Here is a 25,196-nt window from a genome sequence, read left to right on the forward strand (position 1 = left end):
CTAATTAAATGGGCAGCCGACACCAAAAGTCTCATTATAAAGTACCGATTCAGTGCTCTGAATCAGAATCGCAGCGTTGATCTGGGCGACTCTTGAGGGCATGGTGCTTGCGACATACATATATGCGCGACATATGAGGGACGCGCAGCGACACATGCGCTTATATATAAGTGTGCGGATGGATGATTATGGCGGCAAGAGATAGGATAGCTTGATGCTTCAGCGGACACCGGTGGCCATTCGGGCCGATGTCGCGACGCGGCACCCTGCGATTCTTACTTATCGCCGCACCGGCGTAGAAGGATATGATGCGCCGCCACTTGATCCTAATGGAATCGCCATACTGAATCAGGATCGGCGACGGGTAAGCCTGCGATGGCTTATCGGTAGCGTATTAACCGCCCTTAGCGGAGCCGCTCTCATTGGTGGCGCCATTATTATATCGTTGCAGGGCGAAATAGTGCAGGTGCAACGGCCTCAGCGTGCCGTTACAGGTACGGATAGTGGTTCTCAGGCCAGTGTACGTAAAAGTGACCGTCTTGTTCGCCGCGAATTGGCGGGTAGTGCTGCGCGACAAACTTTCAAAGCACCTATGTCGTTGCGGGCCGGAAATCGTGAGGTCATCAAAACCCGGGACTTTGTCCGCGTCAGTGCGCCGCTCTCGCTCACAGCCGGCACCTACGCACGCGCTATCCCACCCTTTAATCCGCTGAACCTGTTTGCTGACAGTGATAATGCCGCTGCTAACGCGCGCGATTCCATACCTGATGTCACAGATGCTGACGTTTCGGTCGTTAAGCATGAACTGGCAGGAATGACCTTTTCTCCTGATGAAACTGCCCTCAATGATGAGGAAGCGCGTATGCAGGTCATCGCGGAAGAGCGCTCCACACGTGGGTTTGGTGGGCGCACGCCACTCCCCGATGCGGCACGCAATATGCTCTTCCAGTCGCTGCGTCAGAATCAGGCAATCTCTTCTTCCGTGCCAATGGCATATGCGAATCTCACCGAAATGCCATTCGGCGATATTGATGTGCGTGTCATTCCCGAAAACGTCACGCTGCTACCCAAGCAAACGCCCCAAACCACACAACAAGGTGAAGAGGGTGATCAGTTTGTAGCGCTTGAAGAGCATGTCGTGGGGCGCGCTGGCGATCTCGTGCTCAAACTGATTGTTGATGAGGGCACCTCACCCGGCGTTGCCCGCGCTATTCTCAATGCGCTGCAGCTTTATGATCATGACAAACTCAAAGACGGACAGAGCCTAGCGATTCTGCCAACAATTGTTTCTGCTGACACCGGCAATGCTGGCGCCAACCACCCAGAAAAGCAGGTGATAGGGCGCGTGATTTTGCGTGAGAACGAAACAATCCAGGCAATAGCAGCCATAACTGATGACGGACGCTATGTGCCCGTGTTTCTGCCACAAGAAGAGTTGATGAGCACAAGCGCTCATGATGATACCAACCAGCTGGAGCCAGAAAACGGACCCGGCACACAACTTTATGAAAGCCTTCACGAAACAGCTGCCCGCTATGAGGTGCCTATTGAAATCGTACGCGAACTCATTCCGTTGTTTGCGTCAGATGTTGATCTGCAGCGACGGGTTGCAAGCGGCGAATCGCTAGAGCTGCTTTATACTAACGTTGAAGATAATGGCACACCGGAACTGCTCTATGCTGCGCTCACGGTGGAAGGGGAAACCAAGCGCCTGTATCGATTCCAGGCACCAACAAATGGCGAAATCAGCTTCTATGATCCTGATGGGCGCTCATTGCAAAAATTCCTGATCCGCAAACCAATCACCGAAGGGCGACTCACGTCTAGCTTTGGCATGCGCTACCATCCGATTATGCGCTACGCCAAGATGCACACGGGTATCGACTGGGCAAACCGGGTTGGTACACCCATTCTTGCAGCTGGTGATGGCGTTCTCGCAAAAGCTGGATGGCATGCAGGTTATGGAAAGCGTGTCGAAATTCAGCATGCCAACGGTTATGTCAGTACATACTCGCATATGTCGAATTTCGCGCGCGGTATAAAGGCTGGTGATAGGGTAAAGCAGGGACAGGTCATTGGCTATTTGGGCTCAACCGGCCTGTCCACGGGGCCGCATCTTCATTACGAAGTGATGGTGAATGGGCGTTTCGTGGATCCCATGAAAATCAAGCTGCCCCGCAGTAACGAACTGGATGGAGCAGATCTGGCAGAATTCGGCCACCAGCGTGACCAGGTGAAAGATCTGCTGGTGAAGGCCCAGATGCCTGGATAATCAAAGAAAAGCCAACAGGGTGAAAGCGCCCTGCTGGCTCTGCATTCGAAAGCCTATTGTGCATACTTTCGAAGCGAATGTTTCCTGACGCTTCCCTTGCGTCGTGACTTCAATATGCTTATCTGAAACGACTTTGCGCCGGTAATGCGCCGGATTGTAATCAGCGTATCTCAAACTGAACGGCGGTCATCGGTATGAGCGACGGTAACAGCAACGATATTTCAGCGGTTCCGGCTGCTTCCGCAGCCCTGTCAGCGCAGGACGCAGTGAGGCCTCTGGTTGCAGTGATCATGGGTAGCCAGTCCGACTGGACGACCATGCACCACGCCACAGACACACTCGACGAGCTTGGTGTGCCTTACGAGGCACGCATTATTTCCGCCCATCGCACTCCCGAACGCCTTTATGAATTTGCACACGGGGCTCGAAACACGGGCTTTCAGGTGATTATTGCAGGTGCGGGCGGAGCTGCGCATCTACCTGGTATGACAGCAGCCATGACGAGCTTACCTGTCTTCGGTGTCCCCGTTGAAACCAAAGCGCTTGGCGGGCAAGATAGTCTGCTCTCAATTGTGCAAATGCCCGCTGGCATCCCTGTTGGCACCTTAGCGATCGGACGTGCGGGGGCGGTGAATGCTGCCCTGCTGGCTGCGGCGGTTTTGGGGCTGTCAGATTCCGAGCTGGCTGCGCGTCTTGAAGCGTGGCGGGCCGTACGTACAGCGGCTGTTGCTGATTTTCCCACGGATGAGGTTTGAGCATGCTTGCGCCCGGTTCCACCATTGGCATTCTGGGCGGCGGACAGCTTGGCCGCATGATAGCGCTCGCAGCTGCTGAAATCGGTATGAAGACGCATATATATGCGCCCGAAGCTGGGAGTCCCGCTTTTGAGGTTGCCCGCCATCACACCATCGCTGCCTATGATGATGAAGATGCATTGAAGCGCTTTGCGAGCGTGGTTGATGTGGTGACCTATGAATTTGAAAACATCCCGGCACAAACAGCGGCTCTCATAACGGGGCTTGTGCCCTTGCGGCCAGGTGAACGGGCGTTGGTAACATCGCAAGACCGACTCGCTGAGAAAAACTTTGTCGCTTCGCTCGGTATCCGCACAGCGCCATTCAGGGCCATTGACAATCTCGCGGATCTTGAAGCCGCTCTGGAAGCGCTTGGTCGCCCGGCTGTGCTCAAGACACGGCGATTCGGGTATGACGGCAAAGGCCAGATAATCATCGGCCCGCAAGATGATCCAGCGAGCGCTTTGGCGCAGCTCCAACATGCACCCGCGATTCTTGAGGGCTTTGTGCCATTCGTCCGAGAAGTGTCAGTGGTGGCTGCCCGCAGCGTCGATGGTGAGTTCCGCGCATATGATGTGTGTGAAAATAGCCATCGGAATCATATTCTTGATGTTACCCGCGTACCCGCAACCCTATCTTCGGGAGCTGCAGCACAAGCATTGAATGCGACACAAGCCATTGCAGAAGCACTCGATCATGTCGGAGTTCTGGCAGTAGAACTGTTTGTTATCCAGACTGATCCACATGCCGATAGCGACCAAGAATCAGTATTGGTCAATGAGATCGCCCCGCGTGTCCATAATTCCGGCCATTGGACAGCTGAAGGCGCGCAGACATCGCAATTTTCCCAGCATGTGCGGGCTATTTGCGGGTGGCCCCTGGGATCGACAGCGCTTATGGGATCGCAGGTAACAATGACAAATCTGATCGGCAACGACATCGATCAGTGGCCCCAAATCGCGGCAGAACCGGGTGCCCGTCTGCATCTCTATGGCAAAGACAAAGCGCGGCCCGGGCGCAAAATGGGCCATGTCACGCGTGTGACACCCTGCGTATGAATCGCAGGAAGTGCGGATTGAATCGCATACTGCTGTGGACAAGCGGCAAATGATCTGATATCCGCAGTGATCTTCTATTGGCGCATGCGTCAAAGATTTTGGTTATTGGCGCGCTCCTCGCGCCGGGGGTCTTGGCCCCTTTCATCTTTCAAGAATACGGGAAGACAAAGCGTGCAGGTTCTCGTTCGCGATAACAATGTCGATCAGGCACTCCGGGCCCTCAAGAAGAAGATGCAGCGTGAAGGCATCTTCCGTGAGATGAAGCTCCGTGGCCATTACGAAAAGCCATCAGAGAAGAAGGCTCGCGAAAAGGCGGAAGCCGTTCGTCGCGCACGCAAGCTGCAGCGTAAGCGCCTGCAGCGTGAAGGCCTGCTGCCTTCCAAGCCACGCCCTGTTTCGCCACGTTGATGCGGTAGGCCTGTCCTCAAGGACGGGCTCCGCTTCAGCTGCCGGACGCGTGCGTTTTGGTTGAAAATTTAAAAGTGCAACAGCATCTGGGGTATAAGTGAGCAGTTATAACTGTTTCATAAGAATCTTGGATTGTTGTTATCATGATAGGCACCGCGTGAATTCAGCCCTTTCCCATGGAAAGGCAGCTGATTGTGCGGTGTTTTGCTGGCAATGACAGGGTGTTTCATTTTTGAATGACGCACACCAGCATGAAAATGCGAGCAGCAACAACGTGAGCAGAATGGCGCAAGACGTAACTAACCGATTCGCCCCTCAGCGACAGGCTAACCAGTCGCAGACAGTTGCTATGTTGCAGGCATCACTTGCCTTGCCCGGCCGGCATGATTCTGTTTTGGCCAGACAAATTCCTTTTCCCAGACGTGGCATATCTTTAGCGTTGACCTGCCTTCTGGCAGGCATGCTGAGCGCTTGCGTGACATCTGGAAGCGGCCCCACGCAGAATGTGGCGGTGGTTGATAAAACCAATCCCGATTCGCGCGTTAACATCGCCTCCCTGTCCAACGTTATTAAACAAAATCCCCGCGATCCCGTCGCCTACAATACGCGTGGTGCGGCTCATGCACGCCAGGGACAATACGGGGAAGCTATCAGCGATTTTACCACCGCAATCACGCTGGATCCGCGCTATGCCGCAGCCTACACGAATCGCGCGCTGGCTTATCGCCAAACTGGCAAGAATGACGCTGCGTTAGGTGATTTCACCCAGGCTATTAATGCCGATAATACCTACGCTGCAGCTTATATTGGCCGGGCAAACGTTTTGCGGGCCAAGGGTGATTCGACTCAGGCGCTGGCTGATCTGTCCCGTGCAATAGAACTTGATCCCGAATCCGCAGAAGCTTTCCACGCCCGTGGCTTGGTATATCAACGCCTTAACCGGAATCCTGATGCCATCCGCGATTTCGATGCCGCTATCGACCGCAATCCCTTTGTCGCTGCACCCTACACCGCGCGTGGGCAAAGCCTGCTGGAAGTTGCGCGCTACGATAAGGCTATAGAGGATTTTAACGCCTCGCTGAATGTCGACAATCGCAATGCTGATGCATGGGCGGGCCGAGGACTGGCGATGGAACGCCAGGGTAAAACCCGCGACGCTCTCGAATCATATCAACGAGCACTGTCGATTGATGCCAATAACAAGATCGCCCGCGATGGCGTGTCCCGCCTGGGTGGCGGCGGACGACTGTTTTAAAATGCACTGAGGTCGCATCTGGCTGTATCGAAATCTATGATCGATGCAGCTGAGGGCGATGGATTTCTGGTCATGAAATTGCGGGCGCTTGCGCTATTTCTTGTCCGGCTGATGAAAACGTTGAGCGACCAGATTACGCTCAGATTTAATATCGGTACGATGCCGATCTCACCTACTTGTTGCGCAGAAGGGCAAAGCCCCGCCAGCAAGTGCGCAAATAGCGCTGGTTATTCCGTTTGAAAAAGCAAAAACTGGCTCTGGAAAAGTCTACCCGAGGGATTGTCACAGCATTGTGATTCGCCACAATCGCTTAAGTGACGTTGCAGGTAAGGTTTCGGTAAGGATAACCCGTTAAAATTCTCCGATCGGATGCTTCGTAAGCATCAGCGCAAAGGTCAGGTGTGTGAATGTTTAAGCGACTTGTCTTCTTCGTTGGCGTCGGCGTGGCGCTTGCGGGCTGTCAGGAAAGCGGCAAATATGCCAGCAACGCCAAAGCCCGTGCTCCTATACCGGCGCAAACGGTTGCGTTGATGCAAGAGAAGGGGATGAAGCAATCCTCTCCCATCCTGATCCGGTCCTATAAAAAAGAATCTGAGCTTGAGGTCTGGAAAATGGGGCCGAATGGCCGTTATGCCCTCCTCAAAACCTATGCAATCTGCCGTTGGTCTGGCCAACTCGGACCGAAAAAGAAAGAAGGCGATCGCCAGGCGCCGGAAGGTTTTTACACCATCACGCCTGCGCTGATGAACCCGAATTCGTCCTATTATCTTTCGTTCGACACGGGCTATCCTAACACCTATGACCGCGCCAACGGGCGCACCGGTAGCCATTTGATGGTGCACGGTGCGTGTTCGTCCGCCGGCTGCTACTCCATGACGGATGAGCAGATTGCAGAAATCTACTCCATCGGTCGCGAGGCCTTTAATGGTGGGCAGCGCAAATTCCAGTTTCAGGCCTATCCTTTCCGCATGACTGCAGAAAACATGGCCAAGCATCGGCTGGATCCAAACATCGATTTCTGGCGCAACCTGAAGGAAGGTTCGGACCATTTCGAAGCCACCGGCCAGGAGCCTGCTGTTGCGGTATGCGGTAAGCGATACGTGTTTAACGCCCGCAATAGCAATCGGTTCAATGCCTCCGGTGCCTGCCCTGCCCTCGATATAGATCCTGCGATCAGCCAGGTTGTCTCTGCCAAGAGCAAGGCTGATGAAGCCAAGATTGCTGATCTTCTATCCAAGGGTACGCCGGCCGTGCGGCTTGTGTACCAGGATGGTGGCCAGCATCCGGTGTTCACCGGTGGGCGTCAGCCTGGCAGCTCCAGTCTTCTGGCCTTTTCGCGTCGTGCGCCTAATTACGATGCGTCGCTCGTCAGCCGTCCCGATGCACTCGCCGCTGGCCCGCAGGAGATTGTAGTGCACGATGGCCGCGCGCCAGTAACGCAGAGCGCGGTGGCTACAGCCCCAGCTGCGCGTAACACGGCAGCATCTATCGCGGCTGGTCCAATATCGCGTCCTGCTGCAGCTGTCGCAGCAACGACTCAGCCAACCGTTGAAGGGCAATCGCTGCTGACACGCATGATGTCATTCACTGGTTTTGGTTCATCGGCGAAAACCTCTCCTGCCGCTGAAGCAATTGTTGCTGCATCAAATCCTGCGCCTACGGCTGCATCCGCTGCAACTCCTGTAACGGTAACACCACCTGCACGCCCGGCGACCCCAGGTCTGACAGGCATCTGGTAATCGATAGCGCGAGATAAGCAACTTCGGCTGTATTTTGCGCTTTCATTCTGCCTGAAAAGCTAATTTTAGCGATGCGCTCAATCTGGAGATCAGATTGGGCGTAAATCGTTTTATGGCCTGAAAACATCAATGGCATCTTCAAAACCATCCAGCCTGAACGCGCCCAGATGATGCGGGTTAGACCAGAGATGGTCACAAAATGCGCGTGACATCAGCAACGGCTCGCCCAACACCTTATTCAACTGCGCAAGCCGACTGGTGAGATTGACGTCACGTCCCACCACTGTGAAATCAAGCCGTGCGCCCGATCCCACATTGCCATAAGCCGCATCGCCATGATGCAGCGCGATGCCCGCCTGGATTTTTTCGCCAAAATCATTGGGATCAATCTGCTCGATGCAAGCCAACCCCACAGTTGCAGCAGAAAGCGCGGATTGTGCGGCTGCCCCCAGATCATCACCACGATCACGAAAAATCGCGAGCAGACCATCGCCCATATATTTAAGCACTTCACCACCTTCGGCCTCGATGGGAGGCACGAGGCAATCGAAGTAGCGATTCAGCAGCTCCACTGCCTGCTCTGGCTCAATGGCTGAAGTGATGCGGGTATAGCTACGCATATCGGCAAACAGAATCGCAGAACGGATGCGGCTGACCTGCCCACGCCCGATGCGTCCGGCGAGAATGGCACGGTGCGGCTCGTCGCCCACATAGATACGCAATACCTCATCAAGCGATTTATAGCCGCTCTGAATTTCCAGCACGGCCACAAGGGTTGGCATCAAACAAGCCAGCAAGGCAATGTCACGCTCGGAGAAACCCTGCTCGCTGCGTGTAGCAAGCGTGATGGCGTTGTTGTGACCATTGGCGAAGAACACAGGAAAACACAGATAGTGCAAGTATCCAGCCTGCTTGAGCTCGGCAACGATCGGGAAAAGATCATCCGATGTATCGCGCAAACGTAGGGCCAACATTTGGCGAGACTGGTGCACCGCATAAAGCGGGCTTGTAGGATAACCTTCAATTGCCTCCCATCCATGCGCTTGCAGGTTCTGTAATCCCGGCTGATCTTTCAGCCATGTGCTGGTGAAGGCTACGTGTTCAGCATGCAAAGCCTCAGCCGCAAAAGTCAGTCGATCAACTGGCACACCCACCGCATTAAGCCGATGAGCAAAACCTGCGATTGCACATCGGATATCGGCTTTAAGGCGTGCATCAGTCAGAAGCCAGTCCCGCAGGCTAGCCAGCGTGGCTTCAAAAGCTTCATCGTGCATGAATGCACCTGGGATGAGTTCAGCAGGCTGCGATACCACAATAATCTCCACACGCGGCGTATGCATTTCTGCCCAACGCCCCTCATTTGCGTATGTGGAATGTTATCACGCCAATGAAAAGACATTGCAGAAATCGCTCATATGGGACTGGATATTTAGCGCGCAAAGGCTTAGATTCTGGGTGCGGGCTCTGTGAGGTTCGTCAGGAGTAACATTCCCCGGGGCCTTATTGATCCCTAAGGGAGCTGTCCCTGCCTCGGTCCCTGGACCAGGGCACACGGCGCCCACCTACGTTGTAGGTTCCCGGGATCACTCTCCAACGGCCATTGTGGACCCGCACCCTCACATTCATGACAAATAAACCCGCTCACCAATCACTCATCGCACAGAAAGCTGACTTAAGGCGCATCGTGCTGGCGCGGCGCGATCAGTTTGCTGCAAACGTTGGTCATGCGGCCGCCGCAGCGCAAGCCGTTGCGGCAAGAATAATCAGCGAAAGCGCTAATCCCAATCTCCCGCTTCATAAGTTATCAAGCGCTGGCGTGGTGGCGGGTTATTGGCCTATCCGCAATGAACTTGATCCGCGCCCCTTGTTGAAACTGCTTGCTGCACGCGGCCTTGGGCTGGCTTTGCCAGTAATTACCCCCTCAGGCATGGTATTTCGCCGCTGGCGGCAAGAACAGAAGCTGGTATCCGCAGGGTTCGGCACATTTGGACCGGATGCAGACCAGCCAGTTGTAGACCCTGATGTTTTACTGGTGCCGTTGGCAGGTTTTGATCGACGCGGCAATCGCCTTGGATACGGGCAAGGCAATTATGATATCGCTATCGCACGTCTTACAGCAGCGCAAAAACGGCCCATGACCATCGGCCTTGCCTTCGATGTGCAAGAAATCGACTCTCTACCCACCGAACCCCATGACCAAGCGCTTGACGTGATCATCACACCGATGCAATCGATCTCTTATCATCAACCTGATGCGTGAATGAGAATCGTTTCGCGCTGCTCGAATTTATCGATTCGCGTTATCAAATAAGTTTTTTGAAACGCTATCAATCGACCCTTTGGAGGTTCTATGCGTCTGCTGTTTCTCGGTGATGTGGTTGGTCGTCCGGGCCGAGAGGCGATTGTTGATCAATTGCCAGCATTACGCACAAAATGGAAGTTGGACCTTGTCGTCATCAATGGCGAAAATGCAGCCGGCGGTTTTGGCATTACAGAGACAATCTGTGATGACCTATTAAATGCTGGTGCCGATGTCGTCACGCTGGGTAACCACTCATTCGATCAACGCGAAGCGCTGGTGTTTATTGATCGTCAACCCCGTTTGCTACGACCAATCAACTACCCGGCTAGAACGCCAGGGCGCGGTGCCACTGTCGTTGAGGCTGCAAATGGCGGGCGCGTGCTTGTGATCAACGCCATGGGCCGTCTTTTCATGGATGCACTTGATGATCCATTTGCTGCAGTCGATAAAGCGCTGCACGATTGCCCGCTGCGTGAAGTGGTCGATGCTACCATTATTGACATGCATGCTGAAGCAACCAGCGAAAAGCAGGGCATGGGCCGTTATCTTGATGGGCGTGTAAGTCTTGTTGTAGGCACGCACACCCATGTACCAACCGCCGATGAACAGATCCTGCCAGGTGGCACCGCTTATCAAAGTGATGCCGGGATGTGCGGTGATTATGATTCGATTCTCGGCATGCAGCCAGAAGAGCCAGTGCGTCGTTTCGTGCAAAAAACGCCAGGTTCGCGGCTTGAAGCTGCATCAGGCCCTGGCACGCTGGCGGGCATTGCGGTGGAGACCGATGATGCAACCGGCCTCGCGCTGCACGTAGCAGCTGTGCGAATCGGCCCGCATCTTAGCCAGTCGCGACCGCATTTCTGGGAATAGGTTTACGGCATATAGAGATAGGGGCATTCCAGTCCTGCCCAATATTTTGCCGCTTTGAAAACTTCCTTTCCCGTACGTGCCCAGATCATGGGCCCGCCCCACAGGGAAACCATGCACCCAGATGAGATCGATATCTGAAATATGTGCAGTGATAATTCGCGCACCTTCAATGACAAGCGGAAGCAGCGGATGCCCGCCACTTTATCGGCTTCGCATTCGGCAAGAAACACACTCGCAAATTCTAAAACAAAATACGCTCTAGCAACACGTCATTTAACGTAAGCGTTGCCCCAATATTAGCTTGCGATTGCGAACTAACAATATCTATCAATCATTTGATATAGCAATAGCATGCCTTATCTGATAACTTGGCAATGTCGCTTTAACCATATAGGGATCGTTCTATGACGGACAGTTTGCTTAAGGAAGCTCTGCCCCATCCTGCTGATAGCAGCCTGTCCAATCAAGCACGGTTTGACGTTGCCAATCGCGTTTTTTTCCGCCTCTATCAATGCACAAACCTGATGCATAAGGTTGGCGCGCGATTCATCGGTGATTTTAACAGCACAACACAACAATGGGCTGTCCTCGGCGCCCTAGCGCGTCCAAATCCCAAACAGCGTGGTATGACGGTGAAGGAGCTGATTGCGTTTCTGCTCGTCAGCCGACAAAATCTGACACCCGTTCTAGATCGCCTCGAAGCGCGCGGATGGGTTGAGCGTGTGAAGGATGCGGAAGACGGCCGCAGCCGTCGCATTGTGCTCACTCCAACAGGCAGCCAGACCTGGAGCGAGATGCAAATTGTCATCGCGAATTTTTATGGCGAAGCTCTCGACGAGTTGAGTATGGAAGAACAGGTCGTGCTTTATCGCCTCCTCGACCGTCTGACCTCGCGGCTTAATTCTCTCTAGGGCTACATATTGCAGTTTGCGACAGCGTGAACATGCAGCTCTTTAGAAGGTTCGATTAAATCATTTTAGTCTTTGCGATTGATCGAGAATCTTCAAAAGCGCGTCCATGTCCTCCTCTGCCAGACAATCAATACTGCCAGCCAAACGATTAGCCAGAAGCGTCGCTTTAGGCGAAAGGCCAGCGGTATCGATGATCATGCGGGGATCAGACATATCCGCAAGCTTGACCAGCGCATCGGCGTCATCCCAGATCAGATTGAAGTAATGCAGAATTGACTGAATCAGCGCCCATGTCGGCTTTCCCCGTTTGCCATGTTCCAATGCTGAAAGGTAAGCGCTGGAAACGTTCAGTGCCTGAGCCATTTCTTTTTGTGTAATACCGCGCTGCGCTCGCAATGTCCGCATATGCAAACCAAAGGGTGTCATCGTCTCCCTGCGCCCCGCCGCAAGCGCACATATAATGCCCCCTCACCGCCGTGTTCTCGACTGGCGCTGGAAAAGCCGAGCACGACCGAACGCATCTCCGCAAGCCCCAGCCATTCCGGCACAAGACGGCGCAACACACCGCGCTCATTAAAAGGATCGGCAAAAGCTACAGCAGTATTGCCCTTGCCAGTCACAACAAGCACCACGCGCGCACCATCAGCTTGCGCGCGCCGCAGAAATCCCAGCAATGCAAAGTGTGCTTCATTTTGGCGCATGCCATGGAGGTCTATGCGAGCATCAATAGAATCAATGCCCCGCCTTAGATCACGCATTTGCCGACGTTCCAGAGGCACCAACGGTGGCGGTGCAGGAGGGCGACGCTCAGTCTTGGGCGCAGGCACTGGTGGGGGCGATCTTTTCAACGCCGGCGAAATTAATTCCGTTTTAGGCGCAGGCTGTGGCTCGGGCGGACGAGCATGCCCTGGCAAAGGATTGATGCTCCGCGTGACAAAACGCCAAAGCGTTTCCTCTTCCTCAGATAAGAATCTGTTTCGACGCCACTTCATCAATCGCGCTCCCGCGAGATTGGTAACAACACAATAAAACGTTCAGGCACATGCCGGATAAGCCCAGCCTGAGCGCCCGCTGCCTCGCCAGAACCCATGAAAAGATCCGCGCGCGCAGGACCAATGATGGCGGATCCAGTGTCTTGCGCAATCATCAGCCGTTCCCAAGATACTTCACGTGATGGCATAGCAGAGTCCGGTAGATGCGCTTCAATCCAGATTGGCAATCCATAAGCCCAGATCCTGTGATCAATCGCGATAGACCGCACAGGTTCTAGCGGTACGGATGCCGCCCCCACCGGCCCCTGATGTGGAGATAGTTCATCTGCGTATCGAAAGAAAATATAGGAACGGTTTTCACGCATTAACCGCCGTGCATCTAAAGGGTTGGCGCGCAGCCATTTCACCAGCTTTGGCGCTGTCAGATCCTTTGGCGCAATGCCGGTTTCATCAACAATCCGCCGCGCTACCGATGTATAAGCATGGCCATTGCGGCCCGCATATGCGAAACGGCGCACATGGCCATCTCCCAAACGAACCCGCACCGAACCTTGAACATGCGCCATGAATGCATCAACCCGCTCAAGGTATACCAGCGGTTGTGCGCTATCCGCTAAAACACCGTCTTCAATAGCAGCACGATCCGGATAAGATTCGAAACGTTCGCCATTTTCAGTGATGATACGTCGTGCACCACGCAATGCAGGATCAAGGTTTGGCAGGGTTTCACCATCCACCACCGTCACCAGATCATCAGGGCGAGAGAGCAGAGGTGTATCATAGCCATCAGTAGGCTGTAAGCGGCCGTGAAATTCGGGCTCATAATAGCCGGTCAGAAAACCCTTACCCATATCGGGTTTGACACGGAAGGGCTGAAAATGCTGCTCGAAAAATTGCCGCGCTGTTGCTGTTTCAACTTTCACCGGCAATTTGAGTGCTGCGGTACAAGCCGTGCGTAAGACATCAATGCTCTGACGCAGAGAAGCTTGGCCTTCAATGATGGGAATGCATGTACGACGAAAGGCTACCAGTGCAGCAGCGTGATCATCTGATACCCAATTTGAAAGTGCAGAGAAGGCCAACGGTTCTAGTGAGGCGCCTTCTATTACTGGTTGCTCTGCCACGATATTAGCAGATGCTCGCACCATGAAGAGCTGAGGGCATGCAAACTGTATGACGAATAAAATTGGCAAAAAGCGTGCAGCATATCTGCGCGCTCCACCAAAACGTTTTCTGGGCAGCATCCGGGGATGATGCGCTGATCCATGGCCCCGGTGCATCATCGTCAGCTACCGGATTCGGTCGCAATCAGCAGCCAGTTCGGATCACGGCTGCGCAGAGTGCGGGAGAATGTCCAGGTATCGCTGACATCCGCCACAACATCGGCTGCACCATCGATAACCTTGCCATCGACATCATAAGTCGCGGTGATCAGCTTGGACACGAAACGCACAGTGATCTGCGCAACAAGCCCTTGTAGATCAACAACCATAATTTCGGCATTATCGACAGACACGAAAGTGGTATTGACCACCTCGCCACGGCTCTCACGCTCAGTAATAGCGCGCTCAAATCCTTCAAAAACTTCCTTAGACAGCAATGCTTTGAGCGTTTTGCGATCGCCCTGTGCAAAGGCTATCACGATCATCTCATAAGCAGCTTTCGCGCCTTCGCGAAATTCCTTGGCATCGAAAGCAGGCTCAGCACCTACTATGGCATCAAGGCCACGGGCAACAGGAGAGCCCGATTCTGCTATGCCCTTCCACCGATCAGGATCAGCCAAGCGATTGGGCGCAACATCATTGGCAGGCCCTGGCAGATGCACGACATTGCTATCACCCGATGCTTCACCACTAAAAGCGGGAGCAGAATCCGGCTTTGCATTGCCTGAATCCTGACGCGTAAAAGGATCATAGGGTGGGCGCTCATTGCCCGTGCGCTGGCCGAGAACCGAGCGCAAACGCCAGATCACGAACACTGCAAGGCAGAGAAACACGATAGTTACGATATCAAAACTGTCCTGCATGTCTCTGTCGTCTCACTTATCTCTCACGTCGCATTCGACAGGTTAACGAATTTTGTTCGCCAACATTCCAATCAAAACTATATGGGGCTTTATGCTGGTAACATCCACATTCCGCCCAAACAAGAATGTGTTATAGCATTTCCAAGCTCAAGTGGTTAATGCCTGCTTCCAGAATGAATTCAGGACTGAAATTCTAATCCGTCAAGAGCATGGTAACGGGCACCACCTTCCACGCAAGTATCTTTATGGTGCACGATGTTGTTCCGCACCTCCTGCATATTGATAAGGTGCCAAAAAGCAATAGCTCAAGAAATGCACACCATCACAACCATATGCGGCTTGCGTTTCATGATATTACAGGCCACACGTCTAACAGAACAGATTACGGTTCTGATGAACCGTGATTATGAGAGCGCTTGCGAACAGAGTTTATTTTCTGTCCAAAAGGGACACTCAAAAATCAATATGTGAGAGCAAATTCGAATATCGCATGATTTTTACATCGATCTTTCAATTGCTCTAATCGACCAGCGGAGAATTCTTATGACCGACTCAGCAACTCCAAACCAAGCCTCTGAAGGACCAATCCTGAACGCGCTTGCTCAGTACATCAAGGATTTCTCCTTCGAGAACCCAAATGCACCGCGCTCACTGACACCACAGGAAAAGTCGCCTGAGATTTCAATCCAGGTAAATGTTGGCGCTAACCAGATCGGTGAAGAGGATTACGTTGTCGAGCTGACGCTGGAAGGAAAAGCAGCGATTGGCGATGATGTTCTGTTTGCATTTGAGCTGGTTTATGGCGGCGTTTTCCGCCTGCGCAACATTCCTGCTGAGCATATCCATCCAACGGTGATGATTGAGTGCCCCCGTCTGATGTTCCCATTCGCACGCCAGATCATTGCTGATGCGGTGCGCGGCGGTGGCTTCCCGCCATTGTTCATCGACCCAATCGACTTCACCGCACTCTATCGCCAGAAGATCACAGAGCTGCAAGCTGAACAGGCAAACGCGACTGTTTCCTAAAATACCGCTCTCAATCTGATGCTTATGCCCAACACATCCTTGGGCTTTATCCGATCTGATTTCTGAGTAGTTTAATCAAAAAAAGAGCCGGGAGGGTTTAGCCTTCCCGGCTTTTTTATAAGCCTTACTGGGTTTTGGCTAAATAAGATTGCCAAATGCTGGCGCTGCCTAGGGTTTCAATAAAGATATCATGAGCTGCACGCTCTGCTTCTGTTACACGCGAAGGGAGTTTTTCCGGACGTTGTTGCGCTGGAGCACGTTTCCCATTGATGCGGCCATCCCCACCATTGACCAAGCTTAAGCCAAGATCGGCCTGTCTTCCACCACACAGCTCGATATACACTTCCGCCAGAATTTCCGCGTCGAGTAATGCGCCGTGCTTTGTACGTTTGGAATTATCGATATTATAACGGGCGCAAAGCGCATCAAGATTGTTGGCTGCACCCGGATGTTTGCGCCGCGCCAGTATGAGCGTATCAATCAGACGATTGGGCGATAGCGGCTCAATGTCCAAACGCTTGAACTCGGCATTGATGAACATCGCATCGAAGCTGATGTTGTGCGCTACCAGCGGTGAATCGCCAATAAAGTCGCAAAAACCCTCAACAACATCAGCAAATACAGGTTTATCAGACAAAAACGCATCCGAAAGACCATGCACCCGAAAAGCGCCTTCGCTCATAGGACGTTTTGGATTGATGTATGTATGAAAGAAACGCCCGGTCGGCACGGTATTGATCAGCTCAACACAGCCAATTTCCACCACACGATCACCAGTGGAGGGATCAACACCGGTTGTTTCCGTATCGAAGACGACTTCACGTGACATTTATTGAGTGACCTGAAAAATAAATTAGCGGGATAAGGGAATGATATCGATCACGATGGTGCGCGATCCATACCTTCCTTAATCGATGACAATATATCGCGTACCTGTGCTTCGGCTTCATCAAGGCCATACGAGGTATCCACGATAAAATCAGCGCGGCGACGTTTCTCGGCATCAGGCATTTGTTTCACGTGAATCCGCTCAAATTGCTCCTCGGTCATACCGGGACGGGCGAGAACGCGCTCACGTTGCACATCCGCAGGCGCAGTGACAACAACAATCGCATCGCAACGCTCATGCTGGCCTGTTTCCAGTAGCAAAGGTGCATCAATAACAACAAGCGGAACATTGTCCCGATTAGCCTGATCAAGAAATGCCTTTTCCTCTTCCCACACGAGCGGATGCACAATAGCCTCAAGACGCTTTAGCGCTTCATCATTCCCCAGCACGTGTGCACCAAGCTTTTTGCGATCAATAACGCCATCCACCGTCACACCCGGAAAGGCTGCCTCTACCAAGGACACCGCCTTGCCCTGATACAACGCATGCACGCTGGCATCAGAATCATGTACCGGAATACCCAATTTGCGGAAAATCGCTGCTGTAGTGGATTTTCCCATGCCAATAGAACCTGTCAGACCCAGAACGAATGTCACTTCGACCCCTCCTGACAAGCAGATAGGATATCAGCCTCAATGATAGCTTGCAGGGCTTCGTTCACCTGTGGCTTGCGGCCAAACCAATGCGCAAAACCTGGTACTGCCTGATGCAAAAGCATGCCAAGGCCACCAATTGTTTTTAATCCGCGCGCTTGTGCAGCCGCAAGGATTGGCGTCACCAAGGGCACATAAACAGCATCCGTCACTAAAGCTGCTGGAGGTAACGCGGCAAGGTTGATCGTGAGAGCGGGTTGCCCCTGCATGCCTAGCGAAGTTGTGTTGACCAGAAGATCACAGCTCGGCAAATACGCTGGCATATCGTCCCAACTAGCAGTTGTGATTGTTTGATCTGGAAATGAGCGCCCGAAATATTCCGCAAGATCCTGCGCCCGCGTCTGCGTGCGATTCACAATAAGGATGCTTTTGATATTACGGCTCAGCAAACCATAAATAATGGCACGCGCTGCACCACCAGCTCCGAGAACCATGGCTTTATCAGTGCGGTCATCCCATCCAGGCGCACCTGCATCAAGGTTGGAGAGAAAACCCTCGACATCGGTATTATCACCCCAAAGCTCGCCGTTTTCAAACCAAAGCGTGTTTACAGCTCCAAGTGCTTGAGCAGTGGCTGTCAGCTTATCGACAAGATGAAACGCTGCTTCCTTATGCGGCACAGTCACATTCGCGCCGACATAGCCATGGTTAGAAAGATTGCTGATGAAACGTGCGAGATCATTTGGCGCGACTTCGGCAATGTCATACTGCCCAGCAATGCCATATTCATTCAGCCAAAAACCATGAACCATAGGCGAGCGGCTATGCTTGGCTGGATAGCCGATGATGCAGGCTTTTGGTTCAGTCGACGGATTGGACATGATTTAACCTTAGCTGGCCAAAAGACTACGTTCACGCAAAAATGTAATGAGTGGTAGTAGCGGCAATCCGAGAATCGTAAAATGATCACCTATAATGCGCGAAAATAACTGCACACCAATTCCTTCGATCTGATAACCGCCAACACTGGAAAGTATTGCATCACCAGTAGCCGCGACATAGCGTGCAATAAACTCATCGCTGAGCACGCGCATGGTCAAACTGGCTGTGGTTACGGCTTTAAACACCACCTCACCATCACAAGCTACAGCGGCAGCTGAATGCAGATGATGCGTGCGACCGGAAAGTGCGGCAATATGTGCCTTCGCCGCATTGGTATCGGCAGGTTTATGAAACTGCACACCATCACATTCCAACGTCTGATCTGCTCCAAGCACATACCGACCCGGTTCCCGCTGGCTGACAGCAAGCGCCTTCTCACACGCCAGTAGCAAAGCAAGATCCTTAACGGACGCGCCCGATGCCATAAATGGCTCCTCAATCGCCCGTTCATCAACATCGGGACTGCGCGTTTGTGCAACAATTCCCGCTGCTTCAACAAGTGCATGACGTGTGCGGCTGGTAGAAGCCAGAATAATAGGCTGACTGGCGATCCAGAGAGAAACCGGCATTTTCTCAAACTTTTTATTTTCCTGATGAACCATATGCGTACTCATTACATGAACAACATGAGCATAAGGTTTATTCTGGGTATGCTTATTAACCAGATCGACCAATGCCTTATCAATTTAAGACAGCGCAATGAACTTCATTCTATGCGCCCGATAGAGTTCAATAATGGCAGCAGCTGTTTCCTCAATGGAACGACGCGTGACATCAATGACGGGCCAATCGTTTCGTGCGCATAATTTACGTGATTCAGCGATTTCTGCTGCTACCGCTTCCCGATCAACATAAGGGGAATCGTCGTCTGCATTCAGACTCAATAGCCGATTCTGGCGTATTTGTACGATCCGATCAGGGCTTGCAACAAGACCCACGACCAGCGGACGCTTGATTTGAGCATTAACAAGTGCTTCTGGCAGTGGCACTCCGGGCACCAGCGGTACATTGGCCGTTTTGATCCCCCGATTGGCCAGATAGATTGCAGTCGGTGTCTTGGATGTACGGCTGACACCAAGCAAGATAACATCCGCACCATCCAGATCACCACCAATGAGGCCATCATCGTGTGCCAAGGTGTAGTTCATCGCGTCGATGCGCTTGAAATAATCAGCATTGAGCGTGTGTTGCGCCCCTGGCCGTGCCATCGTTTCTGTTCCCAGATACGAGTGGAACAGATTAACCACAGGATCAAGCACCGATAAAACCGGGATGCTTTCAGCCCCGCACACACGGTTGAGCTCATTGGCCAACTCACCATTCACAAGCGTATACAGAACAATACCCGGCTCATCGACAATGGCTGCCAGCGCCCTTTCCAACTGCGCGGCTGAGCGAACCAACGGATAAACGTGTTCAATGGCAGAGATGCCTTCATACTGCGCCGCAACCGCACGGCTAACAGCCAGCAGCGTCTCACCTGTTGAATCTGATACCAGGTGCAAATGGAAATAACTGCGGTTCACGGTGTTCCCTCATCCTTGTAGCTGGTGCTCACTTAATGATGGCACTTTATACCATTACGCAACAAAGCGGATTCACGTGAAACATCGCCGCAAGAGGTAGCACATACCCACAGAATCACCGACCCCACGTTAACCAATGTGGATAACAGACCATTAACGCCTACTCTCAAAATCGGTCTGTGGACTACCTTCTAAACACTCAACAGCCCTCCAGCTGTGGTTAATTTGACCTTCATTGAATCGCCAACGGTGGACAATTTCCTGCTGCGTCACTTTGGCAATAGGGTTAACAAGCCTTAAAGGTTAATCAGACGTTAAGGATTTTCGCCCATTTGAACCCCTCCAAGGTAACTTTTGTTAACCACATTTTCCACGCTGATTCTGGGGACGGATTGTGGATGTCATTGGGGCGGCCTAATCCACGGTCTAACAAGAACAACAAGAATCTTTTAGATAGAATTTCTTTATTTAAGACAGGAGAGATGGACGTGAGCCTACACCCCTCGACCGGCAAGCCTGCCATCAACGATCCATCTGCCGGAAAGCCAGCATTTTTGCGGGTTCTAGCAGGCGAAACACTGACCACACCTCCACTCTGGATGATGCGTCAGGCTGGTCGCTATCTGCCAGAGTATCGTGCACTGCGTGAAAAGGCCGGTTCATTCCTCAACCTGTGTTACAACCCGGAAATGGCAACAGAGGTTACTCTCCAGCCAATCCGCCGGTTTGGCTTTGATGCAGCTATCCTGTTCAGCGATATTCTGGTGGTTCCGGATGCGCTCGGCCAAAAGGTTACCTTTGCGGAAGGTGAGGGTCCAAGGCTCGATCCGATCACAGTTGAAAAAGGGCTGTCCGCTCTTTCCAGCGAAATCGATTTAGATCGCCTTAGACCGGTCTATGAGACCGTTAACCATGTTCGTGCAGGATTACCACCAGAAACCGCTCTGATTGGCTTCTGTGGTGCTCCCTGGACTGTAGCGAGCTATATGATTGCAGGTAAGGGAACGCCTGATCAGGCGCCTGCTCGGCTATTCGCTTATCAGCATCCGGAATTGTTCGGCCAGCTTATCGATCTTCTGGTAAAATCCACCATCACCCACCTGATCCATCAGATTGATGCAGGTGCACAAGCCTTGCAGATTTTCGAGAGCTTTGCGGGCGCGCTTCCTCCTGCCCTTTTCCGTCGTTGGTCGATGGAGCCTATCGGACGCATCGTTGCGGCTATCCGCACGCAACGCCCTGGTGTGCCAGTGATCGTGTTTGCGCGCGGCGCCGGCGGTGGCGTTGAGGAAGTTGCGCAAGCGGGTATCGCGGATGCGGTGGGCCTTGATTGGACCATCGACCCATGGAAAGCCCGCGAAACGATTCAGAAGTTGCGTCCTGTGCAGGGTAATCTCGATCCGCTGGCGTTGATCGCGGGCGGCGATGTCCTGGCACGTGCGGTAGATGATATCCGCGAAGCGCTCGGCGATGGCCCACACGTGTTCAACCTCGGCCACGGTATCTTGCCACAAACTCCGATTGCGCATGTGGAGCAGCTGGTTGAGCGCGTTCGGAAATAATTAATCCCCGTTAATTTTTAGCGGAAGGTGCTTGGGGAAGGTGCCTGGGAAAGAATCGTTGCGCTTGAGAGCAGGTGGCTGAATAAGGGCCTCCTGCTTAAATTTTTACGAAATCGATTCTGATAACGTTTGGGGGGAGAGTTCAATGCTTTACGAATGGCTAAAAGCATTACACGTGATTGCGTTGATCGCCTGGATGGCGGCTCTTCTCTATCTGCCACGCCTGTTTGTCTACCACGCTGAAGCGCTACCGGGATCAGACCGGATTGCTGCTTTCAAGGTGATGGAGCGTCGACTTTACAAGGCAATCATGACGCCAGCGATGATTGCAACGTGGGTGTTGGGTTTATACCTGGCCTATGAAGGCGGCTGGTTTAAAGCTGGCTGGTTTCATGCCAAGCTGACGCTGGTGATTATCCTGTCGGGCTTTCACGGTTTTCTGGGCGGAGAACTGCGCCGTCTAAGCGCCGACAAAATCAACCACAGCCCACGCTTCTATCGCATCATCAACGAAGTACCCACTGTGCTGATGATCCTGATCGTGATTCTCGTGGTGCTCAAGCCTTTTTAGGACAGGCTAGTTTTCGGGTGGGTTGAATGGTGATTTAGGCTTCAGATTAGGTCACCATCTTCATTTTATAGCGATTTGATCCTACAATTTCTGATCTGAAAAATATGTGAAAATGTAAGCGAAAACCATCACACCTAAAATGATGGTAACTTGCACCGCTAATGGCCCTAGGAAATCTGCGAGGTCTATTAGCTCAATCCATATTGTGGCAAATCCATTTACAATCATGCACTCTTTCATAAAATTTCTCACGCCATTAAATAATGACACTCGTGGTGCTATCGGGCCTTTTAAAAAACCGAAAAACGTTCTTGAAACGTGGCTGAAAAGCCATTAAGCATATAAAACCCTCCTGAGAGCAGGCTGGTGGACGTGTTGTTATGTTTTCACGACTCCGCCACGTGTCGTTCCTTTATGACACTTCAATCCTGCATCCCATCATATCCATTGTGGCTGGCCTTCAGCCCTTATTAGATCGAGAGTTTTCCCCCGATGCGGGAGATCAAGCTTCAGGACCTCAAGTCCAAGACGCCGACTGAGCTTTTGGCTTTTGCCGAAGAATTGTCAGTTGAGAATGCCAGCATTATGCGCAAACAAGAGCTTATGTTTGCTATTCTTAAGCAGCTGGCTGCCGAAGAAACCGAGATTATCGGCCAAGGTGTGATGGAAGTTCTGCAAGATGGCTTCGGCTTCTTGCGTTCGCCCGATTCAAATTACCTGGCTGGTCCGGATGATATATATGTATCGCCCTCGCAGATCCGTCGTTTTGGTCTGCGCACCGGTGATACCGTTGAAGGTACTATCCGCGGCCCGAAAGATGGCGAGCGGTATTTCGCGCTTCTCAAAGTCAACACGATCAATTTTGAGGACCCCGAAAAGATCCGCCATAAGGTGCACTTCGATAACCTGACGCCGCTTTATCCCAATGAGCGTCTGCGTCTGGAAACTGAAGATCTGCCGAGAAAAGACTTTTCATCCCGTGTGATCGATATCGTGTCGCCCATCGGTAAGGGCCAACGAGCGCTGATCGTTGCGCCGCCACGTACGGGTAAAACCGTTCTGCTGCAAAATATTGCTCAGTCGATTACGACTAATCATCCTGAGTGCTACCTGATCGTTCTGCTGATCGATGAGCGTCCTGAAGAAGTGACGGACATGCAGCGTTCGGTGAATGGCGAAGTTGTTTCTTCAACGTTTGATGAGCCAGCAAGCCGTCACGTTCAGGTTGCCGAAATGGTGATCGAGAAGGCCAAGCGCCTTGTTGAGCACGGTCGCGATGTGGTCATTCTGCTTGATTCGATTACGCGTCTTGGCCGCGCTTACAACACGGTTGTTCCATCATCCGGTAAGGTGTTGACCGGTGGTGTGGATGCCAATGCGTTGCAACGTCCCAAGCGCTTCTTCGGTGCAGCACGTAATATCGAAGAGGGTGGTTCGCTTACAATTATCGCAACCGCGCTGATCGACACAGGCAGCCGTATGGACGAAGTGATCTTTGAAGAGTTCAAGGGCACGGGTAACTCGGAAATCATTCTCGACCGTAAGGTGTCGGACAAGCGCGTGTTTCCTGCGCTCGACATTACGCGCTCGGGCACGCGCAAAGAGGAGTTGCTGGTTCCGGCCGATATCCTCAAAAAGACCTACGTTCTTCGGCGTATTCTCAACCCGATGGGCACGGTCGATGCGATGGAGTTCCTGCTCGACAAGCTGCGTCAAACAAAGCGTAATGCCGATTTCTTCGATTCAATGAACACCTGATCCAGGGATCAACAATCGATGATATCCTGGGAAGGCCTTTCGCCAACGCGAGAGGCCTTCCTTGTATTTAGAGCGCCGGACGTTCTGATCTCTACATTTTACCCCAACTTGCGTTTAGTTCGATGAACCAAATTAAACGCAAGCTTTTCTAACCCTTGATGATTTCGATAATGGAGAGTTTTTGTGTACGGTCAGGACACCATCGTAGCAGTAGCCACAGGCGCGGGACGCTCGGCAATTGCCGTGCTGCGTCTTTCTGGCCCACAAACACGCGCCATTCTTGAAGCGGTGATGGGGTCAGTGCCCAAACCGCGCATGGCCTCTCTACGCGCTATTCGGGCGCTTGATGGCACGGTGCTTGATCGTGCACTGGTGCTTTATTTCGCTTCACCCGCGAGTTTTACGGGCGAAGAGGTGGCCGAGTTTCATCTGCATGGCGGGCAGGCGGTTGTTTCTGCGGTTATGCGCCGACTGGTGGAGACGGGTCTTTGCAGATTGGCAGAGCCGGGTGAGTTTTCACGTCGCGCCTTTTTGAATGGCAAGCTCGATCTGGCTGAAGCAGAAGGCATTGCCGATCTGATTGATGCTGAGACCGAAGCACAGCGTCGTCAAGCTATTCGCCAATTAGAGGGATCGCTCTCGCAGGCAGTCGAATCCTGGCGGGCACGTTTGATAGATGCGATGGCGCTGACAGAAGCGTCACTCGATTTTTCAGACGAAGGCGATGTGCCGGAAGGGTTGATTGAGGAGGCGGTTGAAATCGTTGCGGCTGTTCAGAACGAGCTTATCTCAGCCCTGGATGATAACCGTTCTGGTGAGCGTTTGCGTGAAGGGTTTACGGTGGTTATCGTTGGTGCGCCCAATGTGGGTAAATCGACATTGCTCAATCGCATTGCTGGCCGAGATGTCGCTATCGTGTCGCCAATTGCAGGCACCACACGAGACCTGATCGAGCTACGGTGCGATCTTAGCGGCACTCCTGTGGTGTTTGTCGATACGGCCGGCTTGCGTGAAACCAGTGATCCAATTGAACGAGAAGGCGTGGAGCGTGCCCGGAAACGTGCCGATGCTGCTGATCTTGTGCTCTATCTCACGGATAATGACAGCGCTTGCGCACCCATAATACCTCATACAGAGCTGGGCACGGGCAGTGTAGACACCTTGATCGTATGCACAAAAAGCGATCTCCAACCTACAGCAGAAGCGCAAATCGCGGTTTCAGCCAAGACAGGGGAGGGCATTGATCAGCTGCTGGCATTAATCGAGCAACGGATTGCATCCACCTATGGCGGCCAGACAGCGCTTGTTACCCGTGAACGCCATCGTATTGCTTTTCTGGATGCCAAGGCACATCTGTCGCGTGTTGTTGGAGCGCGCCCTAATATGCCACCGGAATTGCTCGCGGAAGACATCCGTTTAGGGACGCGGGCATTAGGGCGTATAACTGGACGTGTGGATGTTGAAGAAGTGCTCGATCGGTTATTTTCGGGCTTCTGCATCGGCAAATAGCCGCATTTATCATACATGGTGTTTCACGTGAAACATCGTCTGAATTTCTATGAAGACAGATAAGTTTGTACGGGCTATATACCCAAGCATCTTCACGCTCATATCAGGGCGATGATGTTATTTTTTTACTGAGTCGACGCATTTTTGGATAAGCACTACCGCTTTTCTGAAATGCTATTGCACTGGCTTTAAT

The 25,196-nt window shown here is 52.6% G+C and carries 24 protein-coding genes and 1 other RNA gene; 15 read left to right on the plus strand and 10 right to left on the minus strand.

Going from position 1 to position 25,196, the window contains the following annotated elements; all coding sequences use genetic code 11:
* The first annotated feature begins 214 nt into the window (after positions 1-214).
* The 6 genes from VRZ32_RS05165 to VRZ32_RS05190 all read left to right on the plus strand — a co-directional run bounded on the left by VRZ32_RS05165 (position 215) and on the right by VRZ32_RS05190 (position 7,526).
* Complete coding sequence (locus VRZ32_RS05165; protein ID WP_414524618.1) at positions 215-2,272, plus strand: M23 family metallopeptidase; 2,058 nt, start codon at positions 215-217, stop codon at positions 2,270-2,272.
* A 290-nt stretch (positions 2,273-2,562) separates the two neighbouring features.
* Positions 2,563-3,027 carry a 5-(carboxyamino)imidazole ribonucleotide mutase gene (purE, locus tag VRZ32_RS05170; protein ID WP_414525047.1) on the plus strand — a complete coding sequence of 155 codons (465 nt, stop codon included), beginning with the start codon at positions 2,563-2,565 and terminating at the stop codon, positions 3,025-3,027.
* Positions 3,028-3,029: 2 nt separating this feature from the next.
* Positions 3,030-4,124 carry a 5-(carboxyamino)imidazole ribonucleotide synthase gene (locus VRZ32_RS05175; RefSeq protein WP_414524619.1) on the plus strand — a complete coding sequence of 365 codons (1,095 nt, stop codon included), beginning with the start codon at positions 3,030-3,032 and terminating at the stop codon, positions 4,122-4,124.
* A gap of 171 nt (positions 4,125-4,295) precedes the next feature.
* The gene (rpsU, locus tag VRZ32_RS05180; RefSeq protein WP_414524620.1) at positions 4,296-4,532 is read left to right on the plus strand and encodes a 30S ribosomal protein S21; all 237 of its coding nucleotides are present in this window, start codon (positions 4,296-4,298) and stop codon (positions 4,530-4,532) included.
* A gap of 460 nt (positions 4,533-4,992) precedes the next feature.
* Positions 4,993-5,787 carry a tetratricopeptide repeat protein gene (locus VRZ32_RS05185; RefSeq protein WP_414525048.1) on the plus strand — a complete coding sequence of 265 codons (795 nt, stop codon included), beginning with the start codon at positions 4,993-4,995 and terminating at the stop codon, positions 5,785-5,787.
* Between the two features lie 407 nt (positions 5,788-6,194).
* On the plus strand, positions 6,195-7,526 hold the full coding sequence (locus VRZ32_RS05190) for a L,D-transpeptidase family protein (RefSeq protein WP_414524621.1): 1,332 nt from the start codon (positions 6,195-6,197) through the stop codon (positions 7,524-7,526).
* Positions 7,527-7,636: 110 nt separating this feature from the next.
* On the opposite strand, the gene VRZ32_RS05195 is transcribed toward VRZ32_RS05190, so the two are convergent.
* Positions 7,637-8,866 (minus strand): adenylate/guanylate cyclase domain-containing protein, encoded by a 1,230-nt coding sequence (locus VRZ32_RS05195; RefSeq protein WP_414524622.1) that lies wholly within the window; start codon positions 8,864-8,866, stop codon positions 7,637-7,639.
* 118 nt (positions 8,867-8,984) lie between these two features.
* On the opposite strand from VRZ32_RS05195, the gene ssrS reads away from it, so the two are divergent.
* From ssrS to VRZ32_RS05215, 4 genes are all read left to right on the plus strand, one after another.
* A non-coding RNA gene (gene ssrS, locus VRZ32_RS05200) (6S RNA) lies at positions 8,985-9,139 on the plus strand.
* Between the two features lie 11 nt (positions 9,140-9,150).
* Positions 9,151-9,786 (plus strand): 5-formyltetrahydrofolate cyclo-ligase, encoded by a 636-nt coding sequence (locus VRZ32_RS05205; RefSeq protein WP_414524623.1) that lies wholly within the window; start codon positions 9,151-9,153, stop codon positions 9,784-9,786.
* A 90-nt stretch (positions 9,787-9,876) separates the two neighbouring features.
* Positions 9,877-10,698, plus strand: coding sequence for a TIGR00282 family metallophosphoesterase (locus tag VRZ32_RS05210; RefSeq protein ID WP_414524624.1), 822 nt, complete (start codon positions 9,877-9,879; stop codon positions 10,696-10,698).
* 404 nt (positions 10,699-11,102) lie between these two features.
* A complete protein-coding gene (locus VRZ32_RS05215) occupies positions 11,103-11,609 on the plus strand; it encodes a MarR family winged helix-turn-helix transcriptional regulator (protein ID WP_414524625.1) in 507 nt (168 codons plus the stop codon).
* A gap of 60 nt (positions 11,610-11,669) precedes the next feature.
* On the opposite strand, the gene VRZ32_RS05220 is transcribed toward VRZ32_RS05215, so the two are convergent.
* The 4 genes from VRZ32_RS05220 to VRZ32_RS05235 form a co-directional block, all read right to left on the minus strand.
* Positions 11,670-12,035 carry a helix-turn-helix domain-containing protein gene (locus tag VRZ32_RS05220; protein ID WP_414524626.1) on the minus strand — a complete coding sequence of 122 codons (366 nt, stop codon included), beginning with the start codon at positions 12,033-12,035 and terminating at the stop codon, positions 11,670-11,672.
* Positions 12,032-12,601: a Smr/MutS family protein gene (locus VRZ32_RS05225; protein ID WP_414524627.1), complete on the minus strand. Its 570-nt coding sequence runs from the start codon at positions 12,599-12,601 to the stop codon at positions 12,032-12,034. Before VRZ32_RS05225 ends, VRZ32_RS05220 begins: the two co-directional genes overlap by 4 nt.
* The gene (locus VRZ32_RS05230; RefSeq protein WP_414524628.1) at positions 12,601-13,749 is read right to left on the minus strand and encodes a murein transglycosylase A; all 1,149 of its coding nucleotides are present in this window, start codon (positions 13,747-13,749) and stop codon (positions 12,601-12,603) included. The genes VRZ32_RS05225 and VRZ32_RS05230 overlap by 1 nt, the downstream gene beginning before the upstream one ends.
* A gap of 137 nt (positions 13,750-13,886) precedes the next feature.
* The gene (locus tag VRZ32_RS05235) at positions 13,887-14,627 is read right to left on the minus strand and encodes a Tim44/TimA family putative adaptor protein (RefSeq protein ID WP_414524629.1); all 741 of its coding nucleotides are present in this window, start codon (positions 14,625-14,627) and stop codon (positions 13,887-13,889) included.
* Between the two features lie 543 nt (positions 14,628-15,170).
* Here VRZ32_RS05235 and secB point away from each other — a divergent pair.
* Positions 15,171-15,653 (plus strand): protein-export chaperone SecB, encoded by a 483-nt coding sequence (gene secB, locus VRZ32_RS05240; RefSeq protein WP_414524630.1) that lies wholly within the window; start codon positions 15,171-15,173, stop codon positions 15,651-15,653.
* A 124-nt stretch (positions 15,654-15,777) separates the two neighbouring features.
* Here secB and dnaQ read toward each other — a convergent pair whose 3' ends face one another.
* The 5 genes from dnaQ to VRZ32_RS05265 all read right to left on the minus strand — a co-directional run bounded on the left by dnaQ (position 15,778) and on the right by VRZ32_RS05265 (position 19,603).
* Positions 15,778-16,482, minus strand: a complete 705-nt coding sequence (gene dnaQ / locus VRZ32_RS05245; RefSeq protein ID WP_414524631.1) for a DNA polymerase III subunit epsilon — start codon at positions 16,480-16,482, stop codon at positions 15,778-15,780.
* A gap of 50 nt (positions 16,483-16,532) precedes the next feature.
* Complete coding sequence (gene coaE / locus VRZ32_RS05250; protein ID WP_414524632.1) at positions 16,533-17,138, minus strand: dephospho-CoA kinase; 606 nt, start codon at positions 17,136-17,138, stop codon at positions 16,533-16,535.
* Positions 17,135-18,016: a shikimate dehydrogenase gene (locus tag VRZ32_RS05255; protein WP_414524633.1), complete on the minus strand. Its 882-nt coding sequence runs from the start codon at positions 18,014-18,016 to the stop codon at positions 17,135-17,137. The genes coaE and VRZ32_RS05255 overlap by 4 nt, the downstream gene beginning before the upstream one ends.
* A gap of 9 nt (positions 18,017-18,025) precedes the next feature.
* Positions 18,026-18,679, minus strand: a complete 654-nt coding sequence (locus VRZ32_RS05260; protein WP_414524634.1) for a Maf family protein — start codon at positions 18,677-18,679, stop codon at positions 18,026-18,028.
* 84 nt (positions 18,680-18,763) lie between these two features.
* Entirely contained in the window at positions 18,764-19,603 is an 840-nt protein-coding gene (locus tag VRZ32_RS05265) for a pyruvate, water dikinase regulatory protein (RefSeq protein ID WP_414524635.1), read from the minus strand.
* 521 nt (positions 19,604-20,124) lie between these two features.
* Here VRZ32_RS05265 and hemE point away from each other — a divergent pair.
* The 4 genes from hemE (at position 20,125) to mnmE (ending at position 25,003) form a co-directional block, all read left to right on the plus strand.
* Positions 20,125-21,165 carry a uroporphyrinogen decarboxylase gene (hemE, locus tag VRZ32_RS05270; RefSeq protein ID WP_414525049.1) on the plus strand — a complete coding sequence of 347 codons (1,041 nt, stop codon included), beginning with the start codon at positions 20,125-20,127 and terminating at the stop codon, positions 21,163-21,165.
* Between the two features lie 145 nt (positions 21,166-21,310).
* Entirely contained in the window at positions 21,311-21,736 is a 426-nt protein-coding gene (gene hemJ, locus VRZ32_RS05275) for a protoporphyrinogen oxidase HemJ (protein ID WP_414524636.1), read from the plus strand.
* Positions 21,737-22,228: 492 nt separating this feature from the next.
* Complete coding sequence (gene rho / locus VRZ32_RS05280; RefSeq protein ID WP_414524637.1) at positions 22,229-23,494, plus strand: transcription termination factor Rho; 1,266 nt, start codon at positions 22,229-22,231, stop codon at positions 23,492-23,494.
* Between the two features lie 183 nt (positions 23,495-23,677).
* A complete protein-coding gene (gene mnmE / locus VRZ32_RS05285) occupies positions 23,678-25,003 on the plus strand; it encodes a tRNA uridine-5-carboxymethylaminomethyl(34) synthesis GTPase MnmE (protein ID WP_414524638.1) in 1,326 nt (441 codons plus the stop codon).
* Positions 25,004-25,196: the final 193 nt, after the last annotated feature.

It is taken from the genome of Pseudochelatococcus sp. G4_1912 (genome assembly GCF_047501465.1).
Taxonomy (GTDB): domain Bacteria; phylum Pseudomonadota; class Alphaproteobacteria; order Rhizobiales; family Beijerinckiaceae; genus Pseudochelatococcus.

Coding starts and splice junctions, on each gene's coding strand:
- VRZ32_RS05195 (WP_414524622.1), bottom strand. CDS start 8,866: ATGCATACGCCGCGTGTGGAGATTATTGTGGTATCGCAGCCTGCTGAA.
- hemJ (WP_414524636.1), top strand. CDS start 21,311: ATGCTTTACGAATGGCTAAAAGCATTACACGTGATTGCGTTGATCGCC.
- secB (WP_414524630.1), top strand. CDS start 15,171: ATGACCGACTCAGCAACTCCAAACCAAGCCTCTGAAGGACCAATCCTG.
- rho (WP_414524637.1), top strand. CDS start 22,229: ATGCGGGAGATCAAGCTTCAGGACCTCAAGTCCAAGACGCCGACTGAG.
- VRZ32_RS05220 (WP_414524626.1), bottom strand. CDS start 12,035: ATGACACCCTTTGGTTTGCATATGCGGACATTGCGAGCGCAGCGCGGT.
- VRZ32_RS05205 (WP_414524623.1), top strand. CDS start 9,151: ATGACAAATAAACCCGCTCACCAATCACTCATCGCACAGAAAGCTGAC.
- VRZ32_RS05210 (WP_414524624.1), top strand. CDS start 9,877: ATGCGTCTGCTGTTTCTCGGTGATGTGGTTGGTCGTCCGGGCCGAGAG.
- VRZ32_RS05175 (WP_414524619.1), top strand. CDS start 3,030: ATGCTTGCGCCCGGTTCCACCATTGGCATTCTGGGCGGCGGACAGCTT.
- VRZ32_RS05235 (WP_414524629.1), bottom strand. CDS start 14,627: ATGCAGGACAGTTTTGATATCGTAACTATCGTGTTTCTCTGCCTTGCA.
- purE (WP_414525047.1), top strand. CDS start 2,563: ATGGGTAGCCAGTCCGACTGGACGACCATGCACCACGCCACAGACACA.
- VRZ32_RS05255 (WP_414524633.1), bottom strand. CDS start 18,016: ATGTCCAATCCGTCGACTGAACCAAAAGCCTGCATCATCGGCTATCCA.
- VRZ32_RS05230 (WP_414524628.1), bottom strand. CDS start 13,749: ATGGTGCGAGCATCTGCTAATATCGTGGCAGAGCAACCAGTAATAGAA.
- VRZ32_RS05215 (WP_414524625.1), top strand. CDS start 11,103: ATGACGGACAGTTTGCTTAAGGAAGCTCTGCCCCATCCTGCTGATAGC.
- VRZ32_RS05165 (WP_414524618.1), top strand. CDS start 215: ATGCTTCAGCGGACACCGGTGGCCATTCGGGCCGATGTCGCGACGCGG.
- VRZ32_RS05260 (WP_414524634.1), bottom strand. CDS start 18,679: ATGGTTCATCAGGAAAATAAAAAGTTTGAGAAAATGCCGGTTTCTCTC.
- VRZ32_RS05190 (WP_414524621.1), top strand. CDS start 6,195: ATGTTTAAGCGACTTGTCTTCTTCGTTGGCGTCGGCGTGGCGCTTGCG.
- dnaQ (WP_414524631.1), bottom strand. CDS start 16,482: ATGTCACGTGAAGTCGTCTTCGATACGGAAACAACCGGTGTTGATCCC.
- VRZ32_RS05225 (WP_414524627.1), bottom strand. CDS start 12,601: ATGAAGTGGCGTCGAAACAGATTCTTATCTGAGGAAGAGGAAACGCTT.
- VRZ32_RS05185 (WP_414525048.1), top strand. CDS start 4,993: ATGCTGAGCGCTTGCGTGACATCTGGAAGCGGCCCCACGCAGAATGTG.